This is a genomic window from Novosphingobium sp. AAP83 (assembly GCF_001295795.1).
Taxonomy (GTDB): Bacteria; Pseudomonadota; Alphaproteobacteria; order Sphingomonadales; family Sphingomonadaceae; genus Novosphingobium.
On record NZ_LJHY01000016.1, the window covers coordinates 373,939 to 389,696 of the forward strand.

13 protein-coding genes and 1 tRNA gene are annotated in these 15,758 nt (G+C 59.3%); 8 read left to right on the forward strand and 6 right to left on the reverse strand.

Going from position 1 to position 15,758, the window contains the following annotated elements; genetic code table 11:
* Positions 1–38: 38 nt before the first annotated feature.
* A complete protein-coding gene (locus tag IP81_RS08555) occupies positions 39–1,343 on the reverse strand; it encodes an MFS transporter (RefSeq protein WP_054107551.1) in 1,305 nt (434 codons plus the stop codon).
* A 196-nt stretch (positions 1,344–1,539) separates the two neighbouring features.
* On the opposite strand from IP81_RS08555, the gene IP81_RS08560 reads away from it, so the two are divergent.
* Both IP81_RS08560 and rsmD read left to right on the forward strand, forming a co-directional pair.
* Positions 1,540–2,352: a pseudouridine synthase gene (locus tag IP81_RS08560; RefSeq protein ID WP_054107552.1), complete on the forward strand. Its 813-nt coding sequence runs from the start codon at positions 1,540–1,542 to the stop codon at positions 2,350–2,352.
* A complete protein-coding gene (rsmD, locus tag IP81_RS08565) occupies positions 2,349–2,891 on the forward strand; it encodes a 16S rRNA (guanine(966)-N(2))-methyltransferase RsmD (RefSeq protein WP_054107553.1) in 543 nt (180 codons plus the stop codon). The genes IP81_RS08560 and rsmD overlap by 4 nt, the downstream gene beginning before the upstream one ends.
* Before the next feature lie 6 nt (positions 2,892–2,897).
* On the opposite strand, the gene IP81_RS08570 is transcribed toward rsmD, so the two are convergent.
* Positions 2,898–4,157: an MFS transporter gene (locus IP81_RS08570; RefSeq protein ID WP_054107554.1), complete on the reverse strand. Its 1,260-nt coding sequence runs from the start codon at positions 4,155–4,157 to the stop codon at positions 2,898–2,900.
* A 323-nt stretch (positions 4,158–4,480) separates the two neighbouring features.
* Between IP81_RS08570 and IP81_RS08575 the strand changes: the two genes are divergently transcribed.
* A complete protein-coding gene (locus IP81_RS08575) occupies positions 4,481–6,778 on the forward strand; it encodes an ATP-dependent helicase (RefSeq protein WP_054107555.1) in 2,298 nt (765 codons plus the stop codon).
* Between the two features lie 36 nt (positions 6,779–6,814).
* Here the strand turns inward: IP81_RS08575 and IP81_RS08580 are convergent, their stop codons facing one another.
* Both IP81_RS08580 and IP81_RS08585 read right to left on the reverse strand, forming a co-directional pair.
* Complete coding sequence (locus IP81_RS08580; RefSeq protein WP_054107556.1) at positions 6,815–8,266, reverse strand: DEAD/DEAH box helicase; 1,452 nt, start codon at positions 8,264–8,266, stop codon at positions 6,815–6,817.
* A 153-nt stretch (positions 8,267–8,419) separates the two neighbouring features.
* On the reverse strand, positions 8,420–9,010 hold the full coding sequence (locus tag IP81_RS08585; RefSeq protein ID WP_054107557.1) for a hypothetical protein: 591 nt from the start codon (positions 9,008–9,010) through the stop codon (positions 8,420–8,422).
* Between the two features lie 164 nt (positions 9,011–9,174).
* On the opposite strand from IP81_RS08585, the gene IP81_RS08590 reads away from it, so the two are divergent.
* Both IP81_RS08590 and IP81_RS08595 read left to right on the forward strand, forming a co-directional pair.
* A complete protein-coding gene (locus IP81_RS08590) occupies positions 9,175–10,593 on the forward strand; it encodes an FAD-binding oxidoreductase (protein ID WP_054107558.1) in 1,419 nt (472 codons plus the stop codon).
* Between the two features lie 99 nt (positions 10,594–10,692).
* Entirely contained in the window at positions 10,693–11,475 is a 783-nt protein-coding gene (locus tag IP81_RS08595) for a SapC family protein (protein ID WP_054107559.1), read from the forward strand.
* Positions 11,476–11,748: 273 nt separating this feature from the next.
* On the opposite strand, the gene IP81_RS08600 is transcribed toward IP81_RS08595, so the two are convergent.
* Positions 11,749–12,711 carry an N-formylglutamate amidohydrolase gene (locus IP81_RS08600; RefSeq protein ID WP_054107560.1) on the reverse strand — a complete coding sequence of 321 codons (963 nt, stop codon included), beginning with the start codon at positions 12,709–12,711 and terminating at the stop codon, positions 11,749–11,751.
* Between the two features lie 149 nt (positions 12,712–12,860).
* Between IP81_RS08600 and cpdR the strand changes: the two genes are divergently transcribed.
* Entirely contained in the window at positions 12,861–13,244 is a 384-nt protein-coding gene (cpdR, locus tag IP81_RS08605) for a cell cycle two-component system response regulator CpdR (RefSeq protein WP_054107561.1), read from the forward strand.
* A 135-nt stretch (positions 13,245–13,379) separates the two neighbouring features.
* Positions 13,380–13,454: transfer RNA gene (locus IP81_RS08610), tRNA-Val, on the forward strand.
* 93 nt (positions 13,455–13,547) lie between these two features.
* Here IP81_RS08610 and IP81_RS08615 read toward each other — a convergent pair.
* Entirely contained in the window at positions 13,548–14,312 is a 765-nt protein-coding gene (locus IP81_RS08615; protein ID WP_054107562.1) for a crotonase/enoyl-CoA hydratase family protein, read from the reverse strand.
* Positions 14,313–14,509: 197 nt separating this feature from the next.
* Between IP81_RS08615 and IP81_RS08620 the strand changes: the two genes are divergently transcribed.
* Entirely contained in the window at positions 14,510–15,733 is a 1,224-nt protein-coding gene (locus tag IP81_RS08620; protein ID WP_054107563.1) for an NADP-dependent isocitrate dehydrogenase, read from the forward strand.
* Positions 15,734–15,758 lie beyond the last annotated feature (25 nt).

The following is a 15,758-nucleotide window of genomic DNA, read 5'->3' on the forward strand; positions in this document are numbered from 1 at the left end:
TCTCGACTTCGCTCGACACGAACGGATGTAGTACAGAGTTATTCTTCCCCAGCCGTGCCCATCGCGGCATCAACCAGCCCGCTGCGGCTCATCCACCAGAACAGCACAATGCCGGGCAATGCCAGCAGCGTGGTGAGCACATAGAAGTTCACATAGCCCAGCGATTCGATCAGGCCGCCCGCGGTTGTACCGGTGGCGAAACGCCCGACAACGCTGGCGCTGGCAGAGATCAGAGCATACTGCGCAGCGGTATAGCGCAAATCGCAAAGCGCCGAGAAATAGGCGACAACGACCACGCCGCCATAGCCCGAAGCAATGTTCTCAAACCCGATAGCGCCTGCCATGCCGAGGTTCGAATGCCCTGCTGCGGCCAGCGCTGCGAACGAGAGGTTCGATACTGCCATCAGCACCAGCGCCAGCAAGACCGAACGCTTAAGCCCCATCTTGGCATAAGCAACGCCGCCGATAAACACGCCGATGAGATAGGCCCAGAAGCCGACGCCGACATCCCAAATCGCGATTTCGTCATTGCTGAAGCCAAGATCATCGAACAGCAGGCGGAACGTAAGGTTCGCCAGCGTATCACCAACTTTGTGGACGAGGATGAACAGCAGGACCAGCCAAGCGCCATTGCGGCGGAAAAACTCGCCGAACGGGCCGATGACCGCACCGAAAACTTCGCTCACGCCTTTGCGCGCAACAGGATCGCGGTGGCGTTTGGGTTCGCCCAGAATGAGCGCCATCGCCATCGCTGGCAGCGCGAAGGCCGCGCAGGCCAGATAGGCAGCACTCCAGCCATAACGCGCCGACATGACCAGCGCCAAGGCTCCGGCCCCGGCGGAACCGATGCGCCAGCCATATTGGGACATGCCCGAGCCTGTGCCGAGTTGGTAGGGTTTCAACGTTTCGATGCGATAGGCATCAATCACGATATCGAAGGTGGCCCCTGCCACGCCGACGAGCACCGCGGCCAGCACCGTACTGCCTAGATCTGCGGCAGGATCAACAAACGCCAGATTGGCCACAGCGGCCATCACCAAAACGCCTGACAGCAACATCCATGAAACGCGCTGCCCCATACCGCCGATCAAAGGCAATCGCACGCCATCGACCAGCCATGCCCAAAAGACCTTCAGGTTGTATACCAGAAAGGCAAGGGTGAAGGCGGTGACTGTCTTCTTGTCAATGCCGTCTTGCGCCAAACGCGTGGTCAGCGTTGCGCCGATCATCGCATAGGGAAAGCCCGACGACATGCCGAGAAAGAACGCGGCTAGCGATTCTTTCTCGAGATATGGCTGAAACGATTGCCAAACGTTTCGCTCTCCTGACGTGTCTGCGCTCATCGACGCGAATGCTCCCTGAATATCTACACGGCAAACTAACGCCCAGATCGCGCTGCGCCAGAGGTGATGACGCAGGGGTGACGGATTGCGCAATCTCGCGTAAGGGGCGCGCATGACTTTTCCCCCGAGAAACGGCGGCGACCGCCCAAAGCGGTTTAGCCCCCGTACCACTACCCCCGAAAAAAAGCCGTTCTCCATGCGCAGCGGCGCGCCGCGCACGTCGCAGCCGGTGGTGGCTGCCAAGCGCGCGCTGGCCGAAGATGGCTCCGAGCGCGAGGGCGACCGGATCGCCAAGCTGCTCGCCCGCGCCGGTATTGCCAGCCGCCGCGAGGTTGAGCGGATGATCGAGGATGGCCGCGTCAAGATTGGCGATGACGTGGTGACGACGCCTGCCACGCTGCTTACCAGCCTGCGCGGGGTATCGGTGGACGGCAAGATGGTGGGGCCGATTTCGGCACCGCGCCTGTTCCGTTTCCACAAGCCAGCAGGCCTGATTACCGCTGAACGTGATCCGACCGGACGCCCGACGATCTACACCGCGCTGCGCAATTCCATGCCGGAAAATGCGCCGCGCGTGATGCCCGTGGGCCGCTTGGACGTGAACACCGAAGGCCTGTTGTTGATGACCAACGATGGCGAATTGAAGCGCGCGATGGAACTGCCCTCAACCGGCATCCCGCGCACTTATCGCGTGCGCACCTTTGGCGACATCACGCAATCGCGGCTGGAAGAGCTGATCGAGGGCATCGAGATAGAAGGCGTCCGCTATGGCCCGATCAACGCCAATCTGGAACGCAGCGCGGGCCGCAACAAGTGGATCGAAATGACGTTGACCGAGGGCAAGAACCGCGAAATCCGCCGCGTGCTGGAGCATCTCGGCCTTGAAGTGTCGCGCTTGTTGCGCACCGCTTATGGTCCGTTTGAATTGGCTGACTTGCAACGCGGCAGCGCGGTGGAAGTACCGCAAGTCATGGTTGAAGCCTTCCGGAAGACGTTGAAGACCAAATGAGAATTATCGCAGGTGAATGGCGCGGACGTCCGGTCCGCGCGCCCGAAGGCGACACCACGCGCCCCACCGCCGATCGCACGCGCGAAACACTGTTTTCGATGCTCACCAGCCGCCTTGGCAGCTTTGAAGGGCTGGCCGTGGCCGACTTGTTCGCAGGATCGGGCGCACTGGGCCTCGAAGCATTGTCACGCGGCGCGGCCACGGCGATGTTCGTCGAACAGGATGCTGCCGCAGTACGCGCCATCCGCGCCAATATCGCGGCGCTGCGCTGCGCCCCGCAATGCGATGTGCGCGCATCCTCGGTGCTGTCGCTCGGCCCCACCAAGCAGCCGCTCGATCTGGTCATGCTCGATCCGCCTTATGGCACCGGCGCTGGCGCTGTTGCGATCGAAAAGCTGGCGCGGCTTGGCTGGATCGGCGAAGGCACGTGGATCAGCCTTGAAACCGGCCTGAAAGAAGTGCCTGACGTGCGCATCTGCGAAGTCGATGCCGACCGCAAGGTGGGCAAGGCGCTGATCACTTTGATGCGGATGAAATAAGCCGCATCACTCCCGCAGTTTCGGCGCGAAGTTCACCCCCGCCACGGTCATGATACCCGCCACCGTCAAAAACAGCCCGACGTATGCCGTTCCGCCCACATTCGCCGCCCAAGCGGCTGCAAATGGTGCCAAAGCGCCACCAATGATCCCTCCGATGTTGAACGCCAGCGATATGCCGGTGTAGCGCACCGTGACAGGGAACAGCGTCGGCAGCCACGCACCCAGAGGCCCGTAAGCCAGGCCCATCACGAACAGCGACCCGGCCAATGTGCCAAAGACGATGGGCAGCGAGCCCGAGCCAAGGCCGCTGCCAAAGAACAGGCCGATGACCGCCGTCAACGCCGCACCGGTACCCAGCACGCGCTGGACCGATGACTTGTCAGCCCAATAGCCTGAGACAAGAATGCCGAGCGCGAAGAAGGTGTTGGCTCCAAGCTGCACCGCCAGAAACTCTTGTTTCGCATAACCGAGTTTGGTTGTGGCAAACGATAGCGCGAAGGTGGTGGCAAGGTAGAACACTGCAAAGCACGCAACCACACCCGCAATCCCGGCCAGTACGGCAGGGGTATGATCGCGCAGCAAACGGCTGATCGGCACATTGGGCGGCGGCGCTTTTTCCAGCTCGGCCTTGAACGAGGGTGTCTCGCCAATCTTCAGTCGCACCCATAGGCCGAGCCCGACCAGCACCGCACTTGCCAGAAACGGAACTCGCCAGCCCCAGCTTGCAAAATCTTCCTCGGACAGGCCGAGGCCGAGCAGCAGGAATAGCCCGTTGGCGAAAAAGAAGCCCACTGGCGCGCCCAGTTGCGGGGCACTGCCGAAGCGCGCCTCCCACCCCTTTGGTGCATTTTCCACCGCCAGCAGCGCCGCCCCTCCCCACTCTCCGCCAAGGCCGAAGCCCTGCCCGAAGCGCAGCAGGCACAGCAGCGCAGGCGCGATCCACCCGGCCATCGCATATGTCGGCAAAAACGCGATCAACAGTGTCGAAGTGCCCATCAGCATTAGCGAGGCGACAAGCGTGGACTTGCGCCCAATGCGATCCCCGAAGTGGCCAAATACAATAGCGCCAACCGGCCTTGCAAAGAAGGCAAGGCCAAAAGTCATGAACGCGAGCAAGGTTTGCGCGGTGGCAGACGTGGTGGGGAAAAACAGTGGTCCGATCACCAGTGCCGCAGCGGTTGCGTAGATGTAGAAATCGTAGAACTCGACAGCCGTCCCGACGAGACTGGCGGTTAGCACGCGGCCATGTTGGCGAATCGGATTCATTGGCGCGCTCTCCCCGTCTTGTCGCGGCGCGGTTCTGTCAGGCTTCTCGCAAAATGGTCAAGCAAAGCCAGCAGTGCGCCCACATGAAAAGGGCGCGGGTGCCCGATGCCTCTCCAGAATTAAACTTATAGACTATGGAGCGTTACATACCACCACAGTCAGGGGCACAATCGGTCATAGGCATGCGGCAAAGCGGATAGGGCCTATTATTGCCTTGTCCGGCTTTGCAAAGGACCATCCCTCCTGATGCGATGAACCGAATCCTAGAAGCCTTAGCGGGAATACGATTGCCGGAAATGCATTTGGTCCCTATCTGTTCGCCTATGCCTTCCCATATCCTGACGAACCCCCAGCCTGATCAAACTTGGCTCGATGGCCTGAACCCGCCCCAGCGTGAGGCGGTGACGACGACCGAAGGGCCGGTGCTGATGCTGGCGGGAGCTGGCACGGGCAAGACCGCCGCGCTCACCGCGCGGCTTGCCAATCTGCTGCGCCAAAGGCTTGCCTGGCCAAGCGAAATTCTCTGCGTCACCTTCACCAACAAGGCCGCGCGCGAAATGCGCGAGCGGGTGGGCGCGCTGATCGGACCTGCGGTGGAAGGGATGCCGTGGCTGGGCACATTCCATTCGATCGCCGCCAAGATGCTGCGCCGCCATGCCGAACTGGTGGGGCTGCAAAGCAACTTCACGATCATCGATACCGATGACCAGTTGCGCCTGCTCAAGCAATTGATCCAGGCCGAGGGCGTCGATGATAAGCGCTGGCCAGCCAAGCAATTGGCGGGCCTGATCGACAAGTGGAAGAACCGTGGGCTGAACCCGGCTGACATCGATGCCTTGGAGAACGAGGCCTATGCCAATGGCAAGGGGCAGCGGTTTTATGCGCTTTACCAGAACCGGTTGAAGGATCTGAACGCCTGCGATTTTGGCGACCTGACGCTGCACATGCTCAACATCTTCCGCCGTGAACGCGACATTCTGGAGAGCTGGCAGCAGCGCTTCAAATACGTGATGGTGGATGAGTATCAGGACACCAACGCGGTGCAATATCTGTGGCTGCGCCTGCTGGCGCAGAACCGCAAGAACATCTGCGTGGTCGGCGATGACGACCAGTCGATCTATTCATGGCGCGGCGCGGAAGTTGCCAATATCCTGCGCTTTGAAAAGGATTTTCCGGGCGCGAAGGTGATCAAGCTTGAGCAGAATTACCGCTCGACCCCGCACATCCTTGGCGCGGCGTCGGGCTTGATTGCCGAAAACTCCGAACGCCTTGGCAAGACACTGTGGACCGAGGTTGACGGTGGCGACAAGGTGCGCGCCATCGGCGTGTGGGACGGGCCGGAAGAAGCGCGCCGGGTGGGCGAAGAGATAGAACGTCTGGAACGCGAGGGCGCTCCATTGGATCGCGTCGCCATCCTTGTGCGCGCCCAGTTCCAGACGCGCGAATTCGAAGACCGATTTATCCAGATCGGGCTTGGCTATCGCATCGTCGGAGGTTTCCGTTTTTACGAGCGCGCCGAAATCCGTGATGCGCTGGCCTATTTGCGGATCGTGGCAAGCCCGCAAGACGATCTGGCGTTCGAGCGGATATACAACACCCCAAAGCGCGGACTTGGCGACAAGACGCTGGAAAAGCTGCACCGCCATGCACGGGCTCGTGCCGTTCCGCTGTTCGCCGCTGCTGTTGAAATTCTCGATACAGATGAACTGCCCGCGCGTGCGCGGGGCACCTTGGCGGGATTAATGCGCAACTTCGCAAACTGGCGCGAGTCTGCAAAATCGCTGGTGCCCGCAGAGCTTGCCCGAACGATCCTTGACGAGAGCGGCTATACCGAAGCGCTTCAGGCCGAGAAAACCGCCGAGGCGACCGGTCGGCTGGAGAACCTGTCCGAACTTGCCCGCGCGATGGAAGAGTATGAAACGCTGGGCGATTTCCTTGAGCATGTCAGCCTTGTCATGGACAACGAGGCGGCATCCGATGCCGAGAAGGTCACGATCATGACAATTCATGCGGCCAAGGGGCTGGAATTCGAAAACCTGTTCCTGCCCGGATGGGAGGAAGGCGTATTCCCGTCACAGCGCTCGCTTGACGAAGGCGGGCTGGCATCGTTGGAAGAAGAGCGCCGCCTTGCTTATGTGGCGATCACGCGTGCGCGCAAACGCTGCACCATCCTGCATGCAGCCAACCGCCGGATTTATGGGCAGTGGACCAGTTCGATCCCGTCGCGCTTCATCGCTGAATTGCCAGCCGAACATGTCGATGAAGAAACCACGCTATCGGGCGGGGCATCGATGTGGCGGGCCAATTGGAGCGAGCGCGACGATCCTTTCGCGCATGTGGCGCAGGCGACCCCATCGCGCGGAATGGCACGCGGCCCCGGTTGGCAGCGTGCCGCCGCCCAGCAGTTTGAAACCAACCCGCGCCGCATCCCCGAGGCCACCCGCAGCGCCGCCAGCTTTGCGGCCAAGCCGCGCAATGATGTGGGGCTTGGCGCGCGCGTGTTCCACGAAAAGTTCGGCTATGGCACGGTGGTCGCGCAAGAAGGAAACAAGCTGGAGATCGACTTCGAAACCGGCGGACGCAAACGCGTGATCGACAGCTTCGTGAAGCTGGCGAGTTAGCTTTGTGTGGAGGCCCCTTCCCCGCGCGGGAAGGGGTTAAAGCGCGGAAACGCTAAGGAAGCCCGGAACGGGGCCGTTCCAATCGCCTGCCTGAACTGGTGCATCGCCGTTTTCGCGGCGTGGCGTCGGTTCTGAACGCAGCGCACGGCTAGGTTCTGTTGGCCGTGCCTCAGGCGCAGCCTTGCGCGGTTCGCGTGCCGGACGCTTTTCGCGAACCGGTTTGTCTTCGGCTGCGGGTGCTTCCACCGCTTCGACTTCCACCGGAGCAGCACGCTCAGGGCGTTTCGTCCGTCCGCCACGAGCGCGCTTTGGCTCTGCGCTGTCTTCGCGCGGTTCACGTTCGGCGCGTTGCTTGGCTTCGGCCTTGTCGCCCATGTCGAGCTTGAATTCAGGGATCTTGGTGCCTTGCAGCTTTTCGACGTTGTCGATGGCTTCAAGATCATCGTCAGCCACCAGCGTGAACGCGCGACCGGTTGCCCCGCCGCGACCGGTACGGCCAATGCGGTGAACGTAGTCATCAGGGTGCCACGGCGTGTCAAAGTTGAACACGTGGCTAACACCCTTCACGTCAAGTCCACGAGCGGCGACGTCAGATGCGCACAAGATGCTGATCCCGCCATCCTTGAACTTTTGCAGTTCGGCGTTGCGGGCGTTCTGGTCCATGTCACCATGGATTTCGCCAGCGGCAAATCCGTGGCTTTGCAAAGACTTGGCCAGTTCGCGCACGGTCGTCTTGCGGTTGGCAAAGATGATCGCGGTGGTCACGTTATCAGTGCGCAGCAGGTGACGCAGGACATCACGCTTGTTGCGCGATGTGCAGCGGACTTTGTGCTGGACGATGCTGGTGTTGGTGCTGGCAGGCCGCGCCACTTCGATCATCTTGGGGTTCGACAAGAACTTGTCGGCCAGCTTTTTGATCGGCGGCGGCATCGTGGCGGAGAACAGCAGCGTCTGTCGCTGGGCCGGAAGCTTGGTGCAGATCGTTTCGATATCGGGTATGAAGCCCATGTCGAGCATGCGGTCAGCCTCGTCGATCACGAGCAGATCACAACCCGTCAGCAGGATCTTGCCGCGTTCGAACAAGTCCATCAAACGGCCCGGCGTTGCGATCAGCACATCGACGCCATCTTGCAGCGCCTTGATCTGATCGCCCATCTGCACACCGCCAATCAGCAGCGCCATCTTCAGGTCGTGATTCTTGCCGTACTTTTCAAAGTTTTCAGCTACCTGGGCAGCCAATTCACGGGTCGGCTCAAGGATTAACGAGCGCGGCATAAGCGCGCGGCGGCGGCCATGCGCCAGAATATCGATCATCGGCAGCACGAAGCCTGCCGTTTTGCCCGTACCGGTTTGTGCGATACCGATAATGTCCCGCATCATCAGGACCGATGGAATCGCCTGCGCTTGAATCGGGGTGGGTTCATCATAGCCAGCCTCAAGGACTGATTTGAGCAACTCATCCGAGAGGCCGAGGTCGGCAAACTTCATGCAGGCATTGTTCCGAAAACAAGAGACGGCGCAAAACATTGCGCCAGTTGGACTGCGGCCTTCAAGGCACGCGCCAACAATGTCAGCGGCCTATGCCGAATTGCTGCGAAAAGTCAATGATTCCCCAAGTTCGGGAAAAGACCGATCCGCTGGTCAATCATCGTCATCACCGCCATCGGCCACCAACTCGCGCAGTTTGGTTACCGCGCAATTCGCCCCTGCACGCGAATGAATGATATCCCGCCCGGCGCAAAGCTGGCCGTCCGCGTTCTGTTCGACGTAAAAGCCGGAATAAAAATCGCGGGCGTGGCAGGATTTATCAAGGCTGGCGCCGATAAGCCTCCGATTCCGGGTAATCAGCAATATACGGTCCGACGATTCGGGCTGGACCCCGGCGATGCTGACGATCGGCATGCATTTCGCCGTCTTGCGCTCGACAAACCGGGGCTGCGCGCGAGGGCGTGATGGCAGCGCGACCATTTGCCCCGGAAGACGCGGCGCGATTCGGATGATAATGCGCTGTTCGATACGCACTTGCATCCAGGCATCGTCAACCAGCCCTTCCCTGATGAAGCTTCCTGGATCTTTTGAAACGCTCGTCGGCCCGCCCGTTGGCAGACTAACGGCTGGCCACTGCTCTTCCACCGCCTCAGCTGCGACAGAGCTGTCATAGGAAGAAACGTCCACCATGGCTGCGGGAAGCAGCAGCGCAATTGGCGCAAGAAGGTGGGCAATGATGGGCATGTTCGGAATACTTACTCTTTTTCGCGCCTTTAAACGAGCGACGGGCTTGCGCCGCCAATCCCGTCCTATTTCCCCCCTAGACCGGAGGCTTGAACCTTGGCTTAACCCGTGTGCTTCGAAAAATGAATTGCCCTATTGGCACGAGGGCCATAGCCGGAAAACCCATGACGACTGCATTCCTTGATGAAGCTTCCCGATTGCTCGGCCCCAAGGGGCTGACGACAGCCCTTGAGGATATTGCCCCATGGCTGACGGACTGGCGCGGGCGCTATACCGGAAAGGCGCTGGCCATGGCCTCGCCGGCCAATACGGGCGAAGTTGCTGCCTTGGTGGCGCTGTGTGCAAAGCATAGCGCTCCCATCGTGCCGCAGGGCGGCAATAGCGGCATGTCCGGCGGGGCCACCCCATTTGATGGCGGGGATGAATTGATCTTGTCGTTGCGCCGGATGAACCGGATCATCGCCCTGGACCCGGCAGCGCGCACCGCCACCGTTGAAGCAGGCGTCATCTTGCAAGTGCTGCATGAAGCGGCCGAACGGGAAGGCTTGCGCTTCCCCTTATCCTTGGGAGGCAAAGGATCGGCGACGATTGGCGGGCTTGTCTCTACCAACGCGGGCGGCACGCAAGTTTTGCGTCATGGATCAATGCGGGCGCTGGTGTTGGGGCTGGAAGGCGTCATGGCGGATGGATCGGTTTTCCAGCAGCTTGTACCGCTTAAAAAGGACAATCGCGGCTTTGATTTGAAGCAGGTACTGATCGGTTCTGAAGGAACCCTGGGCATTGTAACAGCAGCAACATTAAAGCTTGAACCGGCGATTGCCGGACGCGTTGTGATGTGGGCAGGCACACAAAGCCTGCATGACGCGCGGGCGCTGTTGCTGCTAGCGCAGAACGTGACAGGCGATCTGCTCGAAGGGTTCGAAGTGTTGCCCCAGCACAGTCTGGACGCTGTGATGGCCTATTTGCCCGATGCACGCGCCCCGCTGGCAGGACAGCATAATTGGCACGCACTGATAGAATTGGTGGCAGGCGACGCGGCAACCTCGGCGAAACTGCCGGAAATCGCCGAGCGCCTGCTCGCGACCGCATTCGAACGTGGCTTGATCTCCGATGCGACGATCGCTGCAAGTGAGGATCAGGCCGGGCGACTCTGGCTGATTCGTGAGACAATTTCACCAGCAGAGCGCGCCATCGGCCCGGCTATGCAACACGATATCTCGGTGCCCGTGGAACTGATGCCCGCCTTCGTGGAAGCCGCCGTGCCCCAACTTGAAGCAGACTGGCCGGGCACGCAGGCAGTCTGTTTTGGCCACTTGGGGGATGGCAATGTGCATTTTCACGTCATCGCACCGCCGGGAAGCGAACGCGCGTCATGGGAGGCAAGCGACGGCAAAGCGATTAGCCGCCAAGTCCACGATATGGTCACGCAATGGGGCGGCTCGATCTCGGCCGAACATGGCATCGGCCAGCTCAAACGGGACGAGCTGGCACGGCTCGCCGATCCGGCAACTTTGGCGATAATGCGCTCAATCAAGCATGCGCTTGACCCAAAAGGGTTAATGAACCCGGGAAAGCTTGTTTGAGGCGGCTTGCGTGGTTTCCTGACAATCACTAAGAACCCCTGCGTCCCTTAGTACCGCGGCTTGCCGTGCGTAACCCAATTGAATCTGGAGAGATGCCCGATGGCCAGCGCGCCGCAAGCGAACCTGCCGATGTTCTATAACGACCTCCTGCCGCTCAACAGCCGCGACCACGCAACGTGGAAGGCCAAGAATGCGGATGCCGCGCCTTGGCTGATTGGCCAGCACGCCATCCCATTGACAGCAGAGGAATTTCCGCAGGCTGCGCGTCATTATCCAATCATTTTTGCGTCGGGGGATAACCCTGTGCCATTGGCCCTGATGGGCCTGAATGAAGGCGTAAACGTCTTTGTTGACGAAGATGGCAAGGTTAATCAGCCGATCTACATTCCGGCTTATGTGCGCCGTTATCCATTCCTTTTGGCCAAGCTGAACCCGACCAGCGAAGAGCTTTCGCTCTGCTTTGACCCTTCATCGGGACTTCTTAGCGATTCGGTCGAAGAAGGGCAGGAGCTGTTCACTGATGGCCAGCCCTCAGAAGCGACCAAGGCCGCCCTTGGTTTTTGCGAGCAATTCGAACAAGCAGGGCAACGCACCCAAGCGTTTATTGACGAATTGAAGAAACATGACTTGTTGATGGAAGGCGAAGTTGCCATCCAGCAGCAGGGCAACGAACAGCCTTTCATTTATCGCGGCTTCCAGATGGTTAATCAGGAAAAGCTGCGTGATATCCGCGGTGACGTGCTGCGTGGCTGGGCACAAAGCGGGCTTCTGCCACTGCTCTATGCCCACCTGTTCTCGCTTGAACTGATCAGCCAGATTTTTGCCGCACAAGTTCAATTGGGCAAAGGTCCAATGCCTGCGGTGGCTGTTCCAGCGCAGTAAACCAAGACTGAACGACTTGAAACCGAAACATTCGAGACACAAGTCAACAGAAAAGGCGACGAACCCCAAGGTTCGTCGCTTTTTTCTTTAGGGTGTGACAAATTTCCCTCGAATCTACTTGCGGCAACCACCGCGCTACCCTATTTAGAGATCGTTGCGTTGTGGCTCCCCTCATGGCCCAGCGTAACGGGTGCACTTCGGTGCACCTCCTCCCTGAACCTTGGCCACCTGGAGCATCCCTCCAGGTGGCTTTTTAATTGGGACCGCTATGCGTTACTCGGCAGCGGCTCGCCAACGCCCACGATCCGTGGTGCGTCCCAGTTCTGCCACTTCCATCGCCAACCGCTGCACCAATCCGATAAGTAAGCCTACCGTAGCGTCAAAACCGGGTCCGGGTTCAGCTTGCCGCTGGTCAAGATAGCAGGTGCGATCAATCTCAAGTTGCAGGCAATGCACTCCTTCGTGGCGCTTGGCGTGGCGTTCGAGCACATATCCACCAGCATAAGGCCGGTTGTGTGATGCCCTCCGCGCCGATTGGGCAAGCACTGCAAACGCCGATCCGATGATCCCGCCATCGCAAGAGGAGCCGAATCGGTCACCGATCACGAACTCGGGCGCGGGCTCTCCTGCCGAACGGGCAGCAAGTGGTGGCATCGAATGGAGATCAATCAGAAGTGCCGCGCCCCATCGATCGCGAATCATGGCAAGTGTGGATGCCAAGGCTGCGTGATAAGGCTGATGGATGGCGGCGATGCGGTCTTGCAGTTCTGCATGGTCCAGCCGCCGTTTCCACAATTCCCCCAGCCCCGGCAACCGGCGAGGCACCAGGCCGAGCCCGCTGCGTGCACGACGGCTGAATGTGCCAGGCATCATGGGCGCATCAGCAGGCACACCTCCTAACATCTCCCAATCCACATCGTCGCACGACCGGTTAAGATCGAGCATTGCCCGTGGTGCGTGAGCCACGAGCAAGGCGGCGCCCGTTTCGCGCGAAACGGCCTCACCCAGCAAATCTGCATAACGGTCTTCCAGCCGGGGCGTGGCAAAATCGGGGTGCCGCATGCGATCTAGCAACGACTGGGGATAGGCCCGGCCTGCATGAGGCACGGCAATAATGATCGGGATTGGAGAAGGGTCGCGCAATTTCAGCGCATAGGCCGGAACACCCGGATTGCCCGGGACACTGCCACCATGCACGTACGCCGAATCTCCTGCTTGCTTGCCAGACTCTTGCATGGTCAAGTCGTGCAACCGATTCGCTGCGAAGTCAAAAAACCTCTAATCCCGGTGTCGGGAGAATCTTAACCGGATGGGGAGTATAGCGCTCCAGACACGCAGCAGATACCCGCTGCAACTTGAACCGCACTAACGAACAAGGGTTAGCCATGATCCGGATCCTGCTTGCCGAAGATGAAGAGGCAATGCGCATGTACCTTTCTCGCGCTTTGGAAAACGCAGGTTTTTCTGTGACTTCTGTGGATAGAGGCACAGCAGCAATTCCCTTGCTTGAAAAAGAGCATTTTGACCTTTTGCTTTCGGACATCGTCATGCCCGAGATGGACGGCATCGAACTGGCCCAGCGCTGCGCCGAAATCAGCCCCACGACCAAAGTCATGTTCATTACAGGCTTTGCCGCTGTGACACTCAAAGCGAATCGCGAAGCACCGCAAGCCCGCGTGCTATCCAAACCTTTCCACCTCAAGGACCTCGTGCTTGAAGTTCAGCGGGTGTTCGAAGATGCGCCGTTTATGGGCACGCAACAGCCCTGATCGGATGCCCCATCCCCCGGTTTGGGGTGATGTTATGCAATTACCCCCTTGCCTTGGCCAAATGGCGGGGCTAATGCGCCGCTTCCCGACGACGCTAAGGGCAACCGGATCGACGCTTAGGACGCATGATGGTGCGGGCGTATAGCTCAGTGGTAGAGCACTATGTTGACATCGTAGGGGTCGCAAGTTCAATCCTTGCTACGCCCACCATCCTAAAAAAACCCCGCCTTGGCGGGGTTTTTTGTTTGGTGCAACGATGCCGGAAGACAACTTGAGCTGCCCTCGCACAACCGTGCCCGGCCTCTACTTACCCTTCCAGTCAGGCGTGCGCTTTTCGGCAAAGGCCGCTGCTCCCTCGCGCGCATCCTGCGATGTCAGTACGGGCATCGTGTAGGCCGCTTGCTTCTGCCACATTTCCGCTTCGGTCCATTCGTGCGATTCGCGAATGATCGCTTTCGAAGCCATCAACGCCAACGGACCGTTTGCAGCGATCTTGGCGGCCAAAGCTTTGGCTGCGTCAATCGCGGGGCCTTCTGTAATCTGGTTAATGAACCCGATTTCATAGGCGCGATGGGCCGTGATGAAATCGCCGGTCAGCGCCAATTCCATCGCAATCCGCGGTGGAATCTGGCGAGGCAACCGCATGAGCCCGCCCGCTGCCGCCGCAAGGCCACGCTTGGTTTCGGGAATACCGAACATTGATGATGCGCTGGCCACAATAAGATCACAGGCAAGCGCCAGTTCCATGCCGCCCGCCAATGCATAGCCATCAACCGCAGCAACAATCGGCTTCTTGGGAGACTTTTCGGCAAGACCGCCAAACCCGCGCCCGGGCACCGAAGGCATTTCACCCTTCAGGAACGCCTTGAGGTCCATGCCTGCACAAAACGTCCCGCCAGCACCCGTCAGCACAGCGCATTGCAGGCTGTTGTCAGCGTCAAGCCGTTCCATGGCCGCAGCGATTCCTTCTGCTACAGCCTTGTTTACAGCGTTTTTGGCAGCGGGGCGGTTGATCGTAACGATCAGAACATTGCCATCGACTTCGGTAAGAACTTCAGCATCGCTCATAGCAATAGACTCCCAAAGGGTTTTAGTCGGAATTAATCGATCAATTAAACTCTTGCCCCGAAACAGCCACGCATGTCCAGAGCGCTCAACATAGGCGCGTCCAAAAATCACCGATATCCGCCGCCTGCCTTGCGCACCTGCGCCTCTCTGCTAAGGGAAAGTCAAAATTTCTCCCCAGCTGAAAAGACAGGACAGACATGGCGAAGATCAAGGTGAAGAACCCGGTCGTCGAAATCGACGGCGACGAAATGACCCGCATCATCTGGCAATGGATCCGCGAACGCCTGATCCTTCCCTATCTTGATATCGATCTGAAGTATTACGATCTGTCAGTCGAAAAGCGCGACGAGACAGGCGACCAAATTACCATTGATTCGGCAAATGCCATCAAGGAATTCGGCGTCGGCGTAAAATGCGCCACAATCACGCCGGACGAACAGCGCGTTGAAGAATTTAACCTCAAGTCGATGTGGAAATCGCCCAACGGTACGATCCGCAACATCCTTGGCGGCGTCGTTTTCCGCGAACCCATCGTGATCCAGAACGTGCCGCGCCTTGTCCCGGGCTGGACCGACCCGATCGTGGTTGGCCGTCACGCCTTTGGTGACCAGTATCGCGCGACCGATTTCCTCGTCCCCGGCCCTGGCAAGCTGCGCCTTGTCTGGGAAGGCGACAATGGCGAAGTGATCGATCGCGAAGTCTTCAAGTACCCGTCGGCAGGTGTTGCGATGGCAATGTACAACCTTGACGATTCGATTCGCGATTTCGCCCGCGCCAGCTTGAACTATGGCCTAAACCTTGGTTGGCCGGTGTATCTTTCCACCAAGAACACGATCCTCAAGGCCTACGATGGTCGCTTCAAGGATCTGTTCCAGGAAGTGTTCGACAACGAAGGCTTCAAGGAAAAGTTCGCAGCTGCCGGTATCGTTTACGAACACCGTCTGATCGACGACATGGTTGCCTCGGCGCTCAAGTGGTCGGGCAAGTTTGTCTGGGCCTGCAAGAATTATGACGGTGACGTTCAGTCTGACACCGTTGCACAGGGCTTTGGTTCGCTTGGCCTGATGACCTCCGTCCTGATGACGCCGGACGGCAAGACCGTCGAAGCAGAAGCTGCCCACGGCACGGTTACGCGCCACTATCGCCAGCACCAGCAAGGCAAGCAGACCTCGACTAACCCGATCGCATCGATCTTCGCGTGGACGCGTGGCCTGATCTATCGCGGCAAGTTCGACGAAACGCCTGAAGTGGTTCAGTTCGCCGAAACGCTTGAACGCGTCTGCATCGAAACCGTCGAAAGCGGCAAGATGACCAAGGATCTCGCGCTGCTAATCGGCCCGAGCCAAGCTTGGATGACCACCGAGAAGTTCTTCGAAGCTATCGTCGAAAACCTCGAAACGGAAATGGCCAAGGGGCTCTAATCCTCCGGCACCGTTCTGCGGTTAG

What these genes read in the sequence shown, in the direction of transcription:
- IP81_RS08580 (WP_054107556.1), bottom strand. Translation starts at nt 8,266, where the DNA reads ATGAAGTTTGCCGACCTCGGCCTCTCGGATGAGTTGCTCAAATCAGTC.
- IP81_RS08600 (WP_054107560.1), bottom strand. Translation starts at nt 12,711, where the DNA reads ATGCAAGAGTCTGGCAAGCAAGCAGGAGATTCGGCGTACGTGCATGGT.
- IP81_RS08555 (WP_054107551.1), bottom strand. Translation starts at nt 1,343, where the DNA reads ATGAGCGCAGACACGTCAGGAGAGCGAAACGTTTGGCAATCGTTTCAG.
- rsmD (WP_054107553.1), top strand. Translation starts at nt 2,349, where the DNA reads ATGAGAATTATCGCAGGTGAATGGCGCGGACGTCCGGTCCGCGCGCCC.
- IP81_RS08570 (WP_054107554.1), bottom strand. Translation starts at nt 4,157, where the DNA reads ATGAATCCGATTCGCCAACATGGCCGCGTGCTAACCGCCAGTCTCGTC.
- IP81_RS08575 (WP_054107555.1), top strand. Translation starts at nt 4,481, where the DNA reads ATGCCTTCCCATATCCTGACGAACCCCCAGCCTGATCAAACTTGGCTC.
- IP81_RS08590 (WP_054107558.1), top strand. Translation starts at nt 9,175, where the DNA reads ATGACGACTGCATTCCTTGATGAAGCTTCCCGATTGCTCGGCCCCAAG.
- IP81_RS08595 (WP_054107559.1), top strand. Translation starts at nt 10,693, where the DNA reads ATGGCCAGCGCGCCGCAAGCGAACCTGCCGATGTTCTATAACGACCTC.
- IP81_RS08560 (WP_054107552.1), top strand. Translation starts at nt 1,540, where the DNA reads ATGCGCAGCGGCGCGCCGCGCACGTCGCAGCCGGTGGTGGCTGCCAAG.
- IP81_RS08620 (WP_054107563.1), top strand. Translation starts at nt 14,510, where the DNA reads ATGGCGAAGATCAAGGTGAAGAACCCGGTCGTCGAAATCGACGGCGAC.
- IP81_RS08585 (WP_054107557.1), bottom strand. Translation starts at nt 9,010, where the DNA reads ATGCCCATCATTGCCCACCTTCTTGCGCCAATTGCGCTGCTGCTTCCC.
- cpdR (WP_054107561.1), top strand. Translation starts at nt 12,861, where the DNA reads ATGATCCGGATCCTGCTTGCCGAAGATGAAGAGGCAATGCGCATGTAC.
- IP81_RS08615 (WP_054107562.1), bottom strand. Translation starts at nt 14,312, where the DNA reads ATGAGCGATGCTGAAGTTCTTACCGAAGTCGATGGCAATGTTCTGATC.